The sequence below is a fragment of the Mesorhizobium sp. M0088 genome (assembly GCF_040322895.1).
Classification (GTDB): Bacteria; Pseudomonadota; Alphaproteobacteria; order Rhizobiales; family Rhizobiaceae; genus Mesorhizobium.
Window position 1 is genome coordinate 88,197 of the sequence record NZ_JAMYUI010000013.1, and the last position, 16,522, is coordinate 104,718.

At 64.0% G+C, this 16,522-nt stretch carries 16 protein-coding genes; 11 read left to right on the plus strand and 5 right to left on the minus strand.

Features of this window, described 5'->3' with window-relative positions; genetic code table 11:
- Nucleotides 1-48: 48 nt before the first annotated feature.
- The 5 genes from NKJ67_RS17140 (at nucleotide 49) to NKJ67_RS17160 (ending at nucleotide 6,025) form a co-directional block, all read left to right on the plus strand.
- Nucleotides 49-1,752 carry an ABC transporter permease gene (locus NKJ67_RS17140; RefSeq protein ID WP_352582018.1) on the plus strand — a complete coding sequence of 568 codons (1,704 nt, stop codon included), beginning with the start codon at nucleotides 49-51 and terminating at the stop codon, nucleotides 1,750-1,752.
- Nucleotides 1,740-2,819, plus strand: a complete 1,080-nt coding sequence (locus NKJ67_RS17145; protein WP_352582019.1) for an ABC transporter ATP-binding protein — start codon at nucleotides 1,740-1,742, stop codon at nucleotides 2,817-2,819. The genes NKJ67_RS17140 and NKJ67_RS17145 overlap by 13 nt, the downstream gene beginning before the upstream one ends.
- Nucleotides 2,819-3,985, plus strand: coding sequence for an MBL fold metallo-hydrolase (locus NKJ67_RS17150; protein WP_352582071.1), 1,167 nt, complete (start codon nucleotides 2,819-2,821; stop codon nucleotides 3,983-3,985). Before NKJ67_RS17145 ends, NKJ67_RS17150 begins: the two co-directional genes overlap by 1 nt.
- Nucleotides 3,982-4,740, plus strand: coding sequence for a 5'/3'-nucleotidase SurE (locus NKJ67_RS17155; RefSeq protein WP_352582020.1), 759 nt, complete (start codon nucleotides 3,982-3,984; stop codon nucleotides 4,738-4,740). Before NKJ67_RS17150 ends, NKJ67_RS17155 begins: the two co-directional genes overlap by 4 nt.
- Before the next feature lie 109 nt (nucleotides 4,741-4,849).
- On the plus strand, nucleotides 4,850-6,025 hold the full coding sequence (locus tag NKJ67_RS17160) for a DUF930 domain-containing protein (protein ID WP_352582072.1): 1,176 nt from the start codon (nucleotides 4,850-4,852) through the stop codon (nucleotides 6,023-6,025).
- On the opposite strand, the gene NKJ67_RS17165 is transcribed toward NKJ67_RS17160, so the two are convergent.
- Both NKJ67_RS17165 and NKJ67_RS17170 read right to left on the minus strand, forming a co-directional pair.
- Nucleotides 6,022-6,696, minus strand: coding sequence for an HAD family hydrolase (locus NKJ67_RS17165; protein ID WP_352582021.1), 675 nt, complete (start codon nucleotides 6,694-6,696; stop codon nucleotides 6,022-6,024). The genes NKJ67_RS17160 and NKJ67_RS17165 overlap by 4 nt on opposite strands.
- Before the next feature lie 94 nt (nucleotides 6,697-6,790).
- Nucleotides 6,791-7,432: a hypothetical protein gene (locus NKJ67_RS17170; protein ID WP_024503716.1), complete on the minus strand. Its 642-nt coding sequence runs from the start codon at nucleotides 7,430-7,432 to the stop codon at nucleotides 6,791-6,793.
- A 195-nt stretch (nucleotides 7,433-7,627) separates the two neighbouring features.
- Here NKJ67_RS17170 and NKJ67_RS17175 point away from each other — a divergent pair, with 195 nt between their 5' ends.
- From NKJ67_RS17175 to ptsP, 5 genes are all read left to right on the plus strand, one after another.
- Nucleotides 7,628-8,065 (plus strand): transcriptional regulator GutM, encoded by a 438-nt coding sequence (locus NKJ67_RS17175; RefSeq protein WP_352582022.1) that lies wholly within the window; start codon nucleotides 7,628-7,630, stop codon nucleotides 8,063-8,065.
- A gap of 60 nt (nucleotides 8,066-8,125) precedes the next feature.
- Nucleotides 8,126-8,887, plus strand: coding sequence for a PTS glucitol/sorbitol transporter subunit IIC (gene srlA, locus NKJ67_RS17180; protein WP_013529328.1), 762 nt, complete (start codon nucleotides 8,126-8,128; stop codon nucleotides 8,885-8,887).
- Nucleotides 8,888-8,903: 16 nt separating this feature from the next.
- Nucleotides 8,904-9,908, plus strand: coding sequence for a PTS glucitol/sorbitol transporter subunit IIB (gene srlE / locus NKJ67_RS17185; protein WP_352582023.1), 1,005 nt, complete (start codon nucleotides 8,904-8,906; stop codon nucleotides 9,906-9,908).
- A 108-nt stretch (nucleotides 9,909-10,016) separates the two neighbouring features.
- Nucleotides 10,017-10,397 carry a PTS glucitol/sorbitol transporter subunit IIA gene (locus NKJ67_RS17190; RefSeq protein WP_013529330.1) on the plus strand — a complete coding sequence of 127 codons (381 nt, stop codon included), beginning with the start codon at nucleotides 10,017-10,019 and terminating at the stop codon, nucleotides 10,395-10,397.
- 56 nt (nucleotides 10,398-10,453) lie between these two features.
- Nucleotides 10,454-12,421, plus strand: coding sequence for a phosphoenolpyruvate--protein phosphotransferase (ptsP, locus tag NKJ67_RS17195; RefSeq protein WP_352582024.1), 1,968 nt, complete (start codon nucleotides 10,454-10,456; stop codon nucleotides 12,419-12,421).
- 14 nt (nucleotides 12,422-12,435) lie between these two features.
- Here ptsP and NKJ67_RS17200 read toward each other — a convergent pair whose 3' ends face one another.
- On the minus strand, nucleotides 12,436-13,239 hold the full coding sequence (locus NKJ67_RS17200) for a hypothetical protein (protein ID WP_352582025.1): 804 nt from the start codon (nucleotides 13,237-13,239) through the stop codon (nucleotides 12,436-12,438).
- 159 nt (nucleotides 13,240-13,398) lie between these two features.
- On the opposite strand from NKJ67_RS17200, the gene NKJ67_RS17205 reads away from it, so the two are divergent.
- Nucleotides 13,399-14,409, plus strand: coding sequence for a sugar-binding transcriptional regulator (locus NKJ67_RS17205; RefSeq protein ID WP_027038065.1), 1,011 nt, complete (start codon nucleotides 13,399-13,401; stop codon nucleotides 14,407-14,409).
- Here the strand turns inward: NKJ67_RS17205 and NKJ67_RS17210 are convergent.
- Nucleotides 14,396-15,247 carry a TIGR01459 family HAD-type hydrolase gene (locus NKJ67_RS17210; protein WP_352582026.1) on the minus strand — a complete coding sequence of 284 codons (852 nt, stop codon included), beginning with the start codon at nucleotides 15,245-15,247 and terminating at the stop codon, nucleotides 14,396-14,398. The two genes, NKJ67_RS17205 and NKJ67_RS17210, sit on opposite strands and share 14 nt — an antisense overlap.
- Nucleotides 15,244-16,518, minus strand: a complete 1,275-nt coding sequence (locus NKJ67_RS17215) for an FGGY-family carbohydrate kinase (protein WP_352582073.1) — start codon at nucleotides 16,516-16,518, stop codon at nucleotides 15,244-15,246. The genes NKJ67_RS17210 and NKJ67_RS17215 overlap by 4 nt, the downstream gene beginning before the upstream one ends.
- Nucleotides 16,519-16,522 lie beyond the last annotated feature (4 nt).

Sequence of the window (16,522 nt, forward strand, 5' to 3'; positions counted from 1 at the left end):
ACTGCGAAACCCGAGCGCATCGGCTGATCGATCCCAGGAAAAGCAATCATGTCAACACGGATCAGGGAAAGCCGGGGCCAGGAAATGGTCCTGACGGCGGCGGTGGCCATCGTCATCGTCCTGCTTTCGCTGCTGCCGATGCTGCGCCTGATCAAGGAGATCGTGGCACCCGGCGGCACGCTGTCGGCCGTCGCGATAAAGGCGGGGCTCGCCAGTCCGGCGACCTGGGTCGCCACCTGGCACACACTGGTCGTCGGTATCGGCGGCACCCTGCTTGCGGTGTTGTCGGGTACGCTGGTGGCCGTCCTCGTCACTCTGACCGATATCCGCGCTCGCAGCGCCATGGTGCTCTGTTACGTCATGCCCTTGATGATCGCGCCGCAGGTGACGGCGCTGGCCTGGCTGCAATTGTTCGGCCCGGCAAGCCCGTTCCTCAAGCTGTTCGGGGCGGCACCGCCGCTCGGTACCAGGAATCCGCTCTATTCGACATCGGGCATCATCCTGCTGCTCGGCGTGCAGTATGGGCCGCTGGTTTTCCTGCTGGTGCGCGCCGGCCTGCGCAAGCTGCCGCGCGAACTGATCGAAGCGGCGCGAGCGGGCGGTGCCGGCTGGTTCACCGTGCTGGTCACCATCGTGCTGCCGTTGATGACGCCCTCGATCATGGCCGCCGCCGCACTTGCCTTCGTCTCCTGCGTCGGCAATTTCGGCATTCCGGCTTTTCTAGGCATTCCCGCCAACTATCTCGTGCTGCCGACCCTGATCTATCAGAAGCTGGCCGGCGGCGGCCCCGCCGTCCTCGGCGAAACCGCGTTCCTGTCGGTGCTGATCGGCATTATCGCCATGGCGGGCATCCTTGCCCAGGAGATCATGAGCCGCCGCCGCGACTATCGCATCAGCTCCACGTCGCTTTCGGCCGAGCCCTATGAGCTCGGCCGCTGGCGGCCCGCCGTGCAGGCCGGCATGTGGCTGCTGATCATCGTGGTGCTGTTCCTGCCGCTGTTCGGGCTGGTTCTGACATCGCTGGTGCCGGGCTACGGCATCGCGCTCACCGCCAAGACGGCAACCTTCGACAATTATCGCTTCGTGCTGTTCGAGCATGATGCCGCCAGCCGCGCCTTCTTCAACAGCTTCTGGCTGTCGATCGCGGCGGCCTTCTTCGCGGTCCTGGTTGCCGTGCCGATCGGCTATCTGATCGCCTGGGGCAAGCAGCGCTGGGTGCGGCTGCTCAATCTGTCGGTCGAGCTCCCCTACGCTTTGCCCGGCGTGGTGCTGGCGATCGCCTCGCTGCTCATGTTCCTGCGGCCGATCCCGCTCACCGGCATCCAGCTCTACAACACCGTCTGGATCATCCTCTACGCCTATCTCGCCCGCTTCCTGGTGCTGGCGCTGCGGCCAACCATCAGCGGCTACCACCAGATCGACCGGGCGCTGGAGGAGGCTGCGCAAGTGGCCGGCGCCGGGCTGTTCACGCGCATGCGCACGATCATCTTTCCCTTGGTGGCACCGGCGGCGATCGCCGGCGGCCTGCTGATCTTCATGACGGCGCTGAGCGAACTCACCGTTTCGGCGCTGCTGTGGTCGTCGGGCTCGGAAACCATCGGCGTGGTGATGTTCTCCTTCGAGCAGGGCGGCGATTCCAACTATGCGGCGGCGATGTCCGTCATCACCGTGGCGGTCACCTTCGTGCTGATGCTGGTCACCAATCTGCTTGCCCCCTACCTTCCGACCGGAGTGCTGCCATGGCGCGATTGAGCCTGGACAATGTGACCAAGAGCTTCGCCAACTTCGACGCCGTCAAGGATGTGTCGATCGACGTCGCCGACGGCGAGTTCCTGGCGGTGCTCGGCCCTTCCGGCTGCGGCAAGACGACGTTGCTGAGGCTGGTGGCCGGATTCGAGAAAGTGACCTCAGGCGAAATCCGCATCGGCAATGAGGTCGTGTCGGGCAAGGGCGGCAGCGTCGCGCCGGAAAAGCGGCGCGTCGGCATCGTCTTCCAGAACTATGCGCTGTGGCCGCATATGACGGTGGCCGAGAACATCGGCTATTCGTTGAAGGTGGCGAAGCTCGATAAGGCCGTCGCCCGCCGGAAGGTTGAAGACGCACTGGCCCTGGTCAATCTGCAAGGGCTGGGCGATCGCCGGCCGGCCAATCTTTCCGGCGGCCAGCGCCAGCGCGTGGCGCTGGCGCGCTGCCTTGTCGCCGCGCCCTCGCTGGTGCTGTTCGACGAGCCGCTGGCCAATCTCGACGTGCATCTGAGGGCATCGATGGAGGACGAGTTCGCATCCTTCCACAAGCGCACCGGCACCACCATCGTCTACATCACCCATGATCAGGCCGAGGCGATGGCATTGGCCGACCGCATCGCGGTGATGGATGGCGGGCGCCTTGCCCAGCTGGCGACGCCGCGCGAACTCTATCATCAGCCGGCAAATGAAATGGTCGCATCCTTCATTTCGCAGGGCATTTTGCTCCCCGCCGACGTGCTGAGCGCGGAGCAGGCGGGCCACTGCAAGATCCGGGTTCTCGGGACTGAACTGATTGTCCGCTGCCGGCCAGGCGAGCGGCCGCGAACTGGGGCAAAGATCTGCTGCCGGTCGGCCGATCTCGACGTGTCGCCGGATGGCCCCGGCTTCGATGGCCTGGTCAAGCGGGTGATCTACCAGGGTGGCTCGGCGCGCATCGAATTTACGCCTTCGACCAGCCCCGACCTCACCTTGCATTTCGAACAGCCCGACCCGGTCGTGCTGGAGAGCGGAGCCCAGGCGCGTCTGCGGATACGGTCCGGCTGGCTGATCCCGGCGGCGGGGGCGGCATCGTGATGATGCTCGACCTGCTCGGCGGCTTTGGCGAAAAGGGCCGCACCAGTCTTGCTGTCAGCAGCGGCAAGGATCGCATCCTGCTCGACGTCGGCATCAAGGTCGGCGCTTCGGGCGCGGACTACTATCCGGTGCTGAACGGGTCGGTCGCCGACATCAACGCGCTGTTCGTCTCGCATGCCCATGAGGATCATGTCGGCGCACTGAGCTGGCTGCTGTCGCGTGGCTATGCCGGCCCGATCTTCATGACGGCCGAGACCCGCAATGAGGCGCCCGCCACGCTCGCGAGCTATGCTGAGCCCGAGGATTTCAGGCGGTTCCCTGTTCCCGAAGACCGCATCGAATTGTTCGAACCCGGCGATACGCTGAAGAGCGGAAATCTCACGATCCGGACGGGACGCTCGGGACATGTCGTGGGCGGTGTCTGGTTTGCCGTGGACGATGGCGAGAGCCGCGTCGCCTATTCGGCCGATGTGGTGCCGGACAGCAATGTCTTCGTCATGGACACGATCCCGCACTGCGACCTGCTTGTCCTCGATGCTTCCTATGGCGCCGATCCGGTGCCTGGGACGGCGCGGGCGCTCGAAATCTCGCAGTGGGTTGCGAGGCATTCGGGCGGGTGTCTTTTGCCGACGCCGCTCTCGGGTCGGTCGCTGGAGCTGATCGCGGCCTTGCCTGGGCCGTTCGCGATCCATGCCGGCATGCGTTCGTCGCTGGAAGCGCAGATCGGCGCCACCGCATCCCTGTTGCCAGGTGTCTCAGAACTCTTGCTTCGCCGCCTGCAAGACGCAGCCGACTGGACCGATGCCGATCCCCTGCCGCCAATGCCGTTGCTAGCGGATGACGGTATGGGCGAGGCCGGCCCGTCATCGCGCCTCTTGCCGCGTGCCGACCATTCCGGTTTTCCGGTGCTGCTTACCGGCCATCTGCCGTCAGGCTCGCCGGGCGATCTGTTGCACAAGGCCGGCCGAGCGGACTGGGTGCGCATGCCGACCCATCCGACGCTGCCGGGCAATGTCGACATCTGGGAGAAGGCCGGTCGTCCCGCCGCACTCGGTCATTCCTGCACGCCGGACCTTCTCGGCGATCTGCAAACCCACATCCCGTCGCTGCGCACGCAATGCCGCACCGGCCAGCGCATAGTGGTGTCGGAGGCAAGAAAACGATGAGAATTCTGATCTGCAACGACGACGGCATCGAAGCGCCGGGGCTTGCCCGTCTGGTCAATGCGGCCGGCGCGTTGAGCGACGATGTCTGGGTGGTCGCGCCCGACGGCAAGCGCACCGCTGCCGGCTCGTCATTGACGATTGCCAGGCCGTTGACCATGCGGCGCGTCAAACCGAACTGGTACTCCTGTTCCGGCACCCCGGCCGATTGCGTGGTAAGCGCCATGACCTGGCTGTTCGCCGATTCCGAGAAACCGGGCCTTTTACTGTCGGGCGTCAACGATGGCCGCAACGCTGCCGAGGATATTGCCTATTCAGGCACGCTCGGCATTGCGCGGGAGGCGACCTTCTGGGGCGTTCCAGCCATCGGCTTCTCACGCGTGAAAAATCCTGATTTCACCGATGGCGACGACCAATGGCTTGGCGCGCTGATCACTTCATTGTGGCACTCGCGCGCCGACTGGGCCGCTGAGGGTCATTGGCTGAGCATCAACCTGCCGACCTCGCTGCCGGCCGAAATCCGGCAGCCGCGCATTGGCCGCGACAAGATCGCCCGCAAGGCAGAGATCGTGGAAAGCGATGGCGATCGCACTATCATCACGGTGCCGCGCGGTCGGGCCCATGACAGCCAGCCGGGTGACGAAAACGAGGCGATCGATGCCGGCTTCATCAGCATCAACCGGCTGAACTGGTTTGGCGAGACACGGCTGGACGAACGGTTTCTGGACGGGATCCCGCGCCAGCGGCAAACTGGCTGACCTGGGATCTGCGCGTCGTCATCCGATCACCAACCTGTCAGCGATTAAAATCAAGCCAATCCACTACCTATGCTTGAAGCCGCCGCTATTTCATTCCACATCGGTGCGGATGAAGGGCGAGACAGGAGAACGGCGGCGGCATCTGCTGTGGGCTTTGCCCGCATCGCTGATCCTGCATGCGCTCATCGCGGCGTTTCTGGTCTATGGCCTGCCGAGACCCGAGCAGCAGCCGGTTCAGCAGGAACAGCCCGTCAATGTCGCGATCGTGCCGCCACCCGAGAAGCCCAAGCCGAAACCTGCTCCAAAGCCACCGGAACCGACACCTGAAAAGAAGGCTGAGAAGCCGCCTGAACAAAAGCCGCCTCCGGTACCGCCGAAACCGCCAGACGACCAGGTTCTGAAGCGCGTCTTCCAGTACGGCCAGAAAGATATCGGGCCGGAGAAATCGCTCGACGGAAGCAGCGCTAAGTCCAGCACGCCGTCGCCGGCCAAGGATGAGGCGGCGAAGCCGCCTGTAGCACCGACACCCGCGCCAACCCAGCCCGCCCCGGCTGCAACGCCACAGCAGAAGGCGGAGCCCAGCAAGCCTGACGAGAAGCCAGCCACCGCTGCGCCGGACGAAAAGCCCGCGCAAAGCGAGGAGAAGCAGGCGACCGAGGAAACCGACAAACAGCAGCCGGACAAACAGGAACCCGCACCGCAACCCGCCGAAAAGCAAGCCGTCGTGACGCCAAAGCCATTGGCGGCTGAGATCGGCGACAAGCCGGCGCCTCCAGCCTCGACTGGAAAGGCAAAGCCCAAAGCCAAACCTGCCAAGACAATGACGTTCAAGCCCGCAAGAGCTTTCAAAGCGCCGATCGGGAATGCTGGAAGGTCAAATCCCACCAACGACGACGTTGCAGGATCACCGATCTATTCCGGCCTTCCGGGCGTCAGAAAGCTTTACTCGCAAGGGGCAACCGGCAATGCGTTCGCTACAAGCTCCATGGAGAATGTTCCGCGCGGTCAACGCGTGGCCACCCTTTGCGGCAATGTCCTGAGCCGGGAACTGCAAAGTGCCGACTATACGGTCAAATGGGTGCCAACCATTACGCTGGACAAAGGCAATGTTCTCAATCCTCCGCAGGCCGCCTTCAGCACCAGAAACGCCTGGTACAACCTAAATTTCCGATGCGAAGTCGACGCCGATGCGACGAGGGTCCTGTCCTTCAACTTCCGTGTGGGCTCATTGGTGCCGCCTGGCGAATGGGCCAGCCGTGGATTCACAAAGTATCGTCTAAACTAGGCCGGCACACCAAACCTAGCCAATTGCCGGCTAACTTCTTGCCAGTCGGCGCAGACGAAATCGGCACCGGCAGCTGTCAGCCGCGCGGCGTGCTCGGCATAGGTATGGCCGCCACCGGTGTAGCCGATCGCCGTCATGCCTGCGGCGACCGCGCCCTGGATGCCGAAGGGCGAGTCCTCGATGACGATGCAGTCAACGGGATTGGCGCCGATCTTGTCCGCCGCGAAGAGGAAGATGTCCGGCGCGGGCTTGCCGTTCTTGACCATCGAGGAGCTGTAGATCGCGTCGCCGAAGAAACGCACCAACCCGGTCACGGCAAGGCTGTGGTTTATGCGCTCGACGGAGGAGGACGAGGCGACACAGCGGTCGCCCGCAAGCGTCTCCAGAAACGCAGTGATTCCCGGTGTCGGCTTCAATTCCTGCGAGAACAGCACCTTGGTCTCGGCCCAGATGTCGCCGTCCGCCGCCGCCGGAAACTGGTGCCCGGTCAATTCCTTGATCCTGGCGATGATATCGGACTGCTTCATGCCGATGCATTGGGCGATGATGCTGGTGTTGACACCGGGCATGCCGTGCTTTTCGTAGACGCGCTCATAAGCGCGGGCGGCCAGAGGCTCGCTGTCGACGAGAACGCCGTCGCAATCGAAAATAATAGGCCTTGGTCGCGCCACGCGTTCCCCTCTCGAGTCAATTTTCGCACATCGCTATCGACAAAAAGTCAAATGTTCAATAGCGCGTGCGTTTTTGAGGGCGCGAAGAGCGGGCTCAAAGCTGGCGCAACGCATCGCTCGCACGGGAAGACCCGAGCGCCCGTTGCATGGCTTGCCGGGACTGCGCGCGATCCGGGGTGATCCAGTTCGGCTCGGCGCCGAGAAAGCGGTCGAGGAAAGCCACCGCATAGGCCGGCATCTCGGTCACGTTCTCGCGATAGGACCACCATGTGCGCAAATCATCGGCGCATTTGTCGATGCCGGGTGCCGTGCCGAATTCCTGCTCGTGGATCGCCGAAATCACCGAGACGCAGTAGTTGGTGTAGAGGAAACCCTCCGGCCAGAAGCGGACGATTTCCAGCGTGCCGGCGTTCGTTTCTGTCTCGATCAGCTGGGTGAGGCCGGAGATTTCTTTTGCCGGCGCCTGTTTTATCAGTTCGCGCAGCACGAGGCCGGCGGCAAAGACGATGAAGTCGGCGCGGTCGATCGCGGCGAAGCGCTTCTGCGCCTCCATGATCTCGACCCAGTCGAGAAAGGCCCTGGTGAGTTTGGCCTCGTCGATCTCGAAGCGCACGCCGAACGTGTCCGAGACCACCTTCGCGCTGCCGCGAAAGGTGGCGCGGAACCAGCGCAACTGCCGCAGCCGATGGCGAAGATCGGGCATCAAGGCCAGTTCGTCCCTGAAGGGCAGATCCATGTTCCTCGTATCCTGTTTCCCGGTCAGCCTAGCACAACGGTGGCACCGCCGAAATCGGTCAGCGCCCTTGTGGATGACCGCAGCCGAGGCCAATATCATACATATTGACATTCTCGGAAACAAATGTTCTCACTTTGCTGTTGTCACGCGCCGGTCCAAGGTGCGGTTCAACTGAGGCTTCGGGAGGAGAACCGAATGGCGATTTGGCAGTGGGGACTGCTTCTGCTGGTTATTGTGTGGGCGCTGCAGTCGCTCGGCGTCTGGCTGCAGATGCGGCACTATTCGGATGTCTTCAGGGGCGTCACGGACCAGTACAAGGACGGCTTCGTCGGAGCCGGCAATTTTCGCGGTCGGTTGGCCAAGGGCACCATCGCGCTCGTCGTGGTGACACCCGATCTGGTCGTGCGCCGCCTGATGGTGATGAGCGGCCGTTCCGTCTTCACCAAATTCAAAAGACATGAAGAGTTCGAGGGTGTTCCCCTCGATAGACTCCGGTCCAACCCTGCAATCATGGGGGAGGGGGAACCCGGTGTGGCCGAGGCCGTGAAACGGGCGATCGAACAGATCGACAAGACACGGTCGGAGCCGGGAAAGAAGCCGGGTCTGTCCGGCTTGAACATAGCAAGGGCCTAGAGGACGAGAGGACGCCGCGCACCGACTGGGATCAACCGGCGGGCGGCATAAGGAGGAGAAATGTCTGTATTTTCGTTGTTAGCGCAGCATGCCGACATGGCCGTGCACAATCTGCATGTCGCAGGTGCCATGGTCTCGGATGCCGCATTGCATGGCAAGCTCGCCGTCGAGCATGCCTCCGACCATCTCGTTGTCCTCGCGCAAGCGGACAGCGGACCGATCACCGTCGATCAGTTCAAGGAAAAGCTGAAGGACGTCCAGCAGGAAGAGCAGCTCGGCTGGCTGACCGCCATCGGCAAGTACTTCATCGGCATCTTCCAGAAGGGCGGCGAGGTCTTCGCCGGCTTCGTCACCGGCATCATTCCGACGCTGGTGGTGCTGATGACGGCCTTCTACGCCGTCACCGAACTGGTCGGCGAAGAGCGCGTGCATGGTCTGGCGCGCGGCGCCGGCCGGATCGCGCTGACGCGCTACACGCTGTTGCCGCTGCTGGCGGTGTTCTTCCTCACCAATCCGATGGCCTATACGTTCGGATCGTTCCTGGAAGAAAAGCACAAGCCGGCCTTCTATGACGCGGCCGTGTCCTATGTGCACCCGCCGCTCGGTCTGTTCCCGCACATCAATCCCGGCGAGTATTTCGTCTGGGGCGGCATTCTCGTCGCGCTGCTGGAGCTGGAAAAGAAGGGCGTCGTCGTCGCCGGCTACCACGTCAAGGTGGCGATCTGGTACGCCATCGTCGGCCTCGTCGTCATCCTGCTCAAGGGCATGCTGACCGAACGCATCACCGCCATCATGGCACGCCGCCAGGGCGTCGAGCTGTAAGGGCGGGGAGGACATCATGGCCAAGACATACAAAGCCGTAAGGATCACCCAGGGCAAAACCGGCTGGGGCGGCCCGCTCATCATCGAGCCGACCGAACAGCGCAGCAAGGTTGTTTCCGTCACCGGCGGTGGCATTCACCCGGTGGCGCAGCTTATCGCCGACATGACCGGTGGCGAAGCCGTCGACGGCTTCAGGGCGCCACCGATCGAAAGCGAGATGGCGGTGGTCGTCGTCGACTGCGGCGGCACCGCACGATGCGGCGTCTATCCGCGCAAGCGCATCCCGACCGTCAATCTGACGCCGGTCGGTCAGTCCGGGCCGCTGGCCCAGTTCATCACCGAAGACATCTACGTTTCGGGCGTGAAGCCGGCCAACATCACAATGGCGGACGGATCCGAAACGGTCACGACTGCAGGGGGAGCAGCAGCGATGAGTTCGAGCAACAACAATGCGGCCGCGGCACCACAGCCGCTGCCGAGCGAAGGTGGGCTGATCGGCCTCATCAGCACGATCGGCCGCGTCATGGGACGTATCGTCGGCATCTTCTTCAATGCCGGCCGCCGCACTATCGACCAGGTCATTCGCAACGTGCTGCCGTTCATGGCCTTCGTGACCATGCTCATCGGTCTGATCCTGTATACCGGCATCGGCGATGTGCTGGCGCAGCCGATGGGTCCGCTGGCCAACAACATCGTCGGCCTGCTGATCATCTCGGCGATCTGCGGCCTGCCGTTCCTGTCGCCCATCCTCGGGCCAGGCGCTGTCATCGCGCAGGTCATCGGCGTTGCCATCATCGGCCCACAGATCGCCAATGGCACGATTTCGCCGGCAATGGCACTGCCGGCGCTGTTTGCCTACAATACCCAGGTGGGCTGCGACTTCGTCCCAGTCGGCCTGGCGCTCGGTGAGGCCAAGCCTAAGACGATCGAAATCGGCGTTCCGGCGGTGCTCATCAGCCGCCAGATCATGGGTCCGGTCTCGGTGCTGATCGCCTGGGTCGTCAGCCTGATCGTGTTCTAAGGCAATTCCGGGAAAAGCGCACAATGCTTTCCCTTGGAAATTGCGTCAAAACAAAGAGATAGAGCGGTTCACCGCTCTAGGGAAAGTTGAGAAAATGAGGTTCGCCATATGACGGTTCTGCTGAGAACACGGGTCACTGCCATCGGCCCCGAAGTGGCGGACCTTGCCGAAGGGGGCGTGGTCATCCTGTTTGCGGATGGCTCGCCGCCGGAGCTTGCCGAGGTTTCGGTGCTCCACAAGGCGGAGCAGGGACCAAGTGACGGAGCGCCCGCCAAGGGCGCTTCGATCACCCTCGGCCCGGTTGCCGCTGTTATCACGGCGGTCGGCTCCAGCGCGTGGAGCAAGGTGCTGGAAATGGGTCATGTGGTCATTTCGTTCAACGGCGCTACCGAGGCCGAAAGGCCGGGCGAGATCTGTGCGTCGCAAGTCGACCCACAAGCGCTCGTGGCCGCCCTGAAGACCGGCGCGATCATCACCATCGCCGCCTGACAGCATTCGCGCCGTGGTCTATGTTGGGAGCGGCGCCCAAAACCAGAGTACTTGCCATGGAACGCTCGACCATCGTCAGAGTGCATGAAGGTTTGCACGCTCGTCCCGCGACGCGGTTCGTGAAGCTCGCCAAGGGCTTCGAATCCGATGTCGAACTGGTCAAGGACGGCAAGGCGGTCAGCGCCAAGAGTTCGGTCAAGCTGATGCTTTTGGCAGTCAAGGAAAACCAGGAAGTCACGGTGCGGGCGCACGGTGCCGACGCGATCGAGGCGATCGAGGCGTTGATCGGCTATCTCGAGAATCCAAAGGCCGGCCTTGATGACGAGGACTCCCAGCCGACAGGCGATGCCGGGCCGAAGGCGGCGGTCGGATCCGCGCCGACGGCATCTGGAGCAGCAAACGGCTTGCGCGGGGTGGCGGCAAGCGAAGGTTTTGCCATCGGCCCGGCCTTTGCGCATTTCCCGCCCGATATCGCCGGACAAGGCCGCATGTTGCAGGCCGAGGAGATCGGCGGAGAGATCGACAGGTTCCGCGCTGCGGTCCGTGCGGTCCAGGCACGCATGGACCATGCGTTGGCGCAGGACAGCCTGTCGGCTGGAGACCGCGGCATCGTCGCCGCGCTGCGCGATATCGCCGCCGACGACAGCCTGACTGGTGAGGCCGAGGGCCTGATCAAGGGCGGCAATGACGCGGTTTCCGCCGTCATCACCGCCGCCTCCACCATCGCCGCCGAATTCAGCGCCGTCGATGATCACTATCTCAACGCGCGGGCGGATGACGTTCATGCGGTCGGGCGGCAGATCTGCCTGGTGTTGCTGGGCCAAGACGATGTCAGCCTCGAAAACATACCCGAAGGCGCTATCCTGATTGCCGATGACATCGGCGCCTGGGATCTGGCACGCGCGCCGCTGAAGCGTATAGGCGGCGTGGTGTGCGGCCATGGCGGCGCCACCTCGCACATCGCCATCATCGCGCGCTCGCACGGCATTCCGGCCGTGCTCGGCCTCGGCGGCCAGGTCAATGCCTTGCGCACCGCGCGAGACGTCGCGCTCGACGGCAATGCCGGCCATGTGATCATGGACCCCGACGAGGCGACCCGCGCCGATTTCGCCGGCCGCGTCGAAGCGGCGGCAAAGGAGCGCGCCGGGTTGACCGTCTTCAAGACGGTGACGCCGAAGCTCGCCGACGGCAGGATCATCGAGGTCGCGGCCAACATCGGCTCACTTGAGGAAATCGAAGCGGCGCAAGAGGCTGGCGCCATGGGCATCGGCCTGTTCCGCACCGAGCTTTTGTTCATGCGCCATATGCATCTGCCCTCGGAAGACATGCAGGCCGAGACCTATGCGGCGCTGGCCAAGGCTTTTGCGCCTTATCCGGTCATTGTGCGCACGCTCGACATCGGCGGTGACAAGCCGATTGCCGGCATCGAATTTCCCGACGAGGAAAACCCCTTCCTCGGCTGGCGCGGCATCCGCATGTGTCTCGACCGGCCCGACATCTTCAAGCGCCAACTGCGGGCGCTGCTGCGCGCCGCCGTGCACGGCAACATCAAGGTGATGCTGCCGATGGTGTCCGACATCTCGGAGGTCAGGCAGACGCGCGTGCTGGTTGACGAATGCACGGCCGAGTTGAAAGCCGAAGGCGTGCCGCACGCGTCATTCGATCTCGGCGTCATGATCGAAACCCCGGCCGCCGTGCTGATCGCCCCGGCGCTGGCCAAGGAGGTCGCTTTCTTCTCGATCGGCACCAACGATCTGACCCAGTACATCATGGCCGCCGACCGGCTCAATCCGACCGTCGCCAAGCTCAACGATGTCACCAATCCAGCCGTCATGTCGGCGATCGAAATGACGGCAAAAGCCGGCGTCGCCGCCGGTATCATGGTCGGCATGTGCGGTGAGGCGGCCGGCCGTCCGGATCTGATTGCGACCTTCGTGAAGATGGGGCTGACCGAACTTTCGATGAGCCCGGCCTCGATCCAGCGCGCCAAGAAGACGATCATGGCGATGGCGGCGGAAGGCTAGCCGAGGTCCGATAATTACGGCAAATGGGCAAGCAAGGTGGCGAAAACCGGTGTCAGCTCAGCGATCGGGCTCGCCTTGGCACAGGCCTGAACGATGCGGTCGTGGCGGATATCCGCCGCCAGGATCGCGATCTCCAGCATATCCGGCTCCGGCGCGCCGTCCTTGCCGGTGGTCGCCAGGCCGCAGGCCAAAGCAAGCGGCGCCAGGCAGTTTATGTCGAGCGCCCGGCCGGCAATCGCGGCCGGCGTTTCCGGCACGGTCTCGGCAAAGCGGACCGGACGCTGGCTGAGGCACTCGACCAGCAGCGCCGAACAGGTCGCCGCGATTGCCTGCAGTCCAGCACCTGGCGCGGCCAAGGCGGCCAGGAGGTCGCCATGCCGCTTGCGCATCGTGGCATGGACGGCCGCGAAATCGGCTTCGTGGATGCGGGCATTGTCTATGTTCAGGCCGGCAAGCACTGCCTTGGTCAGATAATACATATCGCGCCGGAACAAGCGCTCCGCGCTCAACTGGCGATCCTCGTTGCCGATCGGGAAATAGGTGCCGAGGCCCTTTACCGTCGTGCCGTCCACCTTGATCGGGCGCTCATGGGGGACGAAAGCTTCAGCGATCGACAGCGCCTCGTCGACGGCACTGGCGGCATGGCTGAGCAGGCCTTCGATGCCCTTGCCCGGAAACGGCGGCAGATGGCTGGTTGCTTCGCGCAGGATGCTGGCATCGCCGCTGCCGTCATGGCGGCTCTGGCGGATGATTTCGCGGACTTCCCGCAGCCGGTCCTTCAGATTGACGCGGACATCTTCGGAGATTTGTCGGAGCATCGCGGGTCGCCTTGAAGTTTGCTGCGGATAGCCGCCAACCGGGGCAGCCGCCACTCTCTACATTGTTCCTATCGATTGGTAGATCAATAGGCGATACTAGACCAGCATGCAGAATCGGCGGCGGCGCGCTCGTCCGTCGCCGCAGGGGGAGAGACAGACTTGGGCAGACGACGACAGGGCGAAAGCGAAGACGGTCGAGGCGAGGCAACCGAGCACGTCGCCAGCGAAAGCCGGACGGATCGCCTCAGGATTCGCGCCGCCTGGATGTATTTCGTCGAACAGATGACGCAGAACGAGATCGCCGACGTGCTCGGCGTCGGTCGCGTCACCATCGTGCGCATGCTGGCGGATGCAAGGGCGCGCAACGAAGTGAAGATCACCATCGAGAGCGAATTGTCGGAAATCGTGCGGCTTGAGCGCGCGCTGGAGAAGACGTTCGGGCTGCAGCAGGCGCTGGTGGCGCCGCTTTCGGCACCCAATGCCGATCCGATACCGGCGATCAGCGCCAAGACCGGCAGTTTCCTGTCGGACATGATGAAGTCCGGCATGCGGGTCGGCGTCGGCTGGGGGCAGACGCTGTTCTCGAGCCTGCCCTTCATCAGCGCCAAGTCGCTCACCGACTTCAAGGTGATTTCGCTGCTTGGCGGCGTCGGCGTCGTGCGCCGGGTCAACCCAGCCGAGTTCGCCTGGCGCTTTGCTCAGATATTCCAGGGCGACGGCTATCTGATGCCGACACCAGCCGTCGTCGACAGCGTCGAGACCAAGATCGCGCTGATCGAGCGCTGCGGCCTGCAGGAGATTTTCGAGATGGCCGACGTGCTCGATGCCGTTCTGCTGAGCGTCGGCGGGATCGCCTCGGCCACCACCTTCTCTCGTGGCGGCTTCCTCAAGGAGGCGGATCGGGAGGCCCTGCTTGCGCGTGGCGCTGTCGGTGACCTCCTGTTCCATTTCTTCGACCGCAACGGCGATCTGGTCGACCATCCCGTCAACAGCCACGTGATGTCGGTGGATGTCGACCGTCTGCGCAAGGCGCCGATCCGTATCCTCACCTCCGGTGGCGAGGAGAAAACCGAAGCGCTGCTTGGCGCCATGACCCTCATCGCCCCAACCATCCTGATCACCGACGAGGAGAGCGCGCGGCGCATGCTGGAAGCGGTCAGCGGAAGCTGAAACTGTCCGTGATGTAGTCCGGCCAGGCCTGCTGTTCGTCGAAAACAGCGGCGAGATCCGGTGTGTCCGCCAGTATTCCGCTCAGCACTAGCGCGGTGGCGATGCCGGCGCTGTTTCCCCCCGATATATCGTGTTCGACGCTGTCGCCGACACAGACCACGGTGCCACGGTCCGGCTCGCCGGCCAGCGCCAGCGCGGCTTCGAAAATCGCCTTGTCGGGCTTGCCGATGCGGGTAACGCTGCCGCCCAGGCTTTCGTAGAGATCGGCAAGACGGCCGGCGCCGAAGCGAGGGCCTTTGGCCGTCAGCATGATGATGTCGGGATTGGTGCAGAAACACGGCACCCGCCGCTCTGCAGCCGGCGCGAACAGCCTGCGATAATGGTCGAGGTCAAAGCGGTCACCCTCGCTGGCCGCGATCAGCACCAGCTCGGCCTCATCGCCGGACCCGGTCAGCACAAATGGCAGACCTTCGATCGCGGAGCGGTCGTTGTCGCGGCTGATCAGCAGGCATTTTGTCCCCGGGCGCAGCCTCCTCGATGCCGCCATATCGTTGAAGGATCGCCAGGCCACCTCGCCGGAAGAAACGAAATGATCCCAGCTTCCCGCTTCGAAGCCAAGTTTCATGAGCCGGCTTTCATTGGGGTGTGCCCGCCTGCCGGAGTTCGAAACCAGCACCACCATCTTGCCGGCGCGCTTCAGCGCCGATAACGCCGCCACCGCGCCTGGATAGGGCCGCGTGCCGTCATGCAGCACGCCGAATTGGTCGAGCAGGAACACGTCGTAGCGCTCCGCGAGCGGCCCGATGCTGTCGAGACGTTCGATCGTTTTCGCGCTCATAGGAGTCCTGCCCGGCTTGCACCCATCAGCGCCAGCCGCGCCGTGCCGGCGGCGGCCTCGTCGGACAGCGCGGGCAGGAAATCGACGCCGAGCCTGCGCCGCCGGATTGCCGTCCAGGCTGGGTTCGCCGCCCCGCCTCCGACGCTCCTGACCGATATCAGCGCGGGCGCGCCGAGTTCGGCAAGCCTGCCAAAGCCGAGCGCTTCAATTCCGGCGATGCCTTCGAACATCGCTTTCAGATAATCGGCGTCGTCCGCCGGCCGGGGCGCAAGGCGCGGCGGCAGCGCCGGATCGGCGATCGGAAATCGTTCGCCGATGGCGGGAAGCGGATAATAATCGAGGCCGGTGTCGGTCTCCGGGTCGATTTTTGCGCTGAGTTCGATGATACGGGCGAGCGGAAAATACTGAGCCAGCACCTTGCCGCCGGAATTCGACGCACCGCCAGCCAGCCAGGCGTTGCCGAGCCGGTGGCTGTAGATGCCGAAGCGCGGCGCCGAAATCGGCCGGTCGGACAGGATCTTGATGGTCAGCGAGGATCCCAGCGCGGTGACGCCGTCGCCGATCGCGGTGGCACCGGTCGCCAGGAACGAGGCGCAGCCATCCGTGGTGCCGGCGACAACGGCCACATCGCGCGGCAGACCGAACAGCTCCGCGGCGGCATCGGTGAGGGCGCCGGTGACTTCACCCGGTTCGACCACGCACGGCAGCAACTCCACGCGCATTCCGGTCGCCGCGATCCATTCCGGCCAGCGGCTGGCCTCGACATCATAGCCTGTCTTCAGGGCATTGTTCTCGTCGCTGACGTCGAAGCGGCCGGAGAAGTTTCCGGCAATCCAGTCGGCCTGATGCAGCACCATTGCAATGCCCGGCAGATGCTGGAAGCGCAGGGCCTTGGCGAGGCCGGATGTCGCTCCGTGCGCGGCACTTGCAGCCGGCGCGGTGCGGGCGATCGCGGCCAGGATGTCGTCGTCATCGACCTTGTCGTTGTACATCAGCGGTTCGGCCAGCGGTCGCCCGGCGGCGTCGACCGGCAGCAGCGTGCCGGAGGTGCCGTCGACGGCGATGGCGCGGACCGCCGTGCGGTCGATGCCGGAAAGCAGCTCCGTCAGAACCGCCTTGACCGCTTGCCACCACGCCGTGGGGGCTCGGCCATCGCGGCCAAACCTGTCGAGTGGAACGGCCGAATGCCCGGCTATGGAAAAATCCGGGCGCATGGCGACGGCGCGCGCACCTGATGTGCCGATGTCGATGCCGATGACAAGTGGCATCATGTCC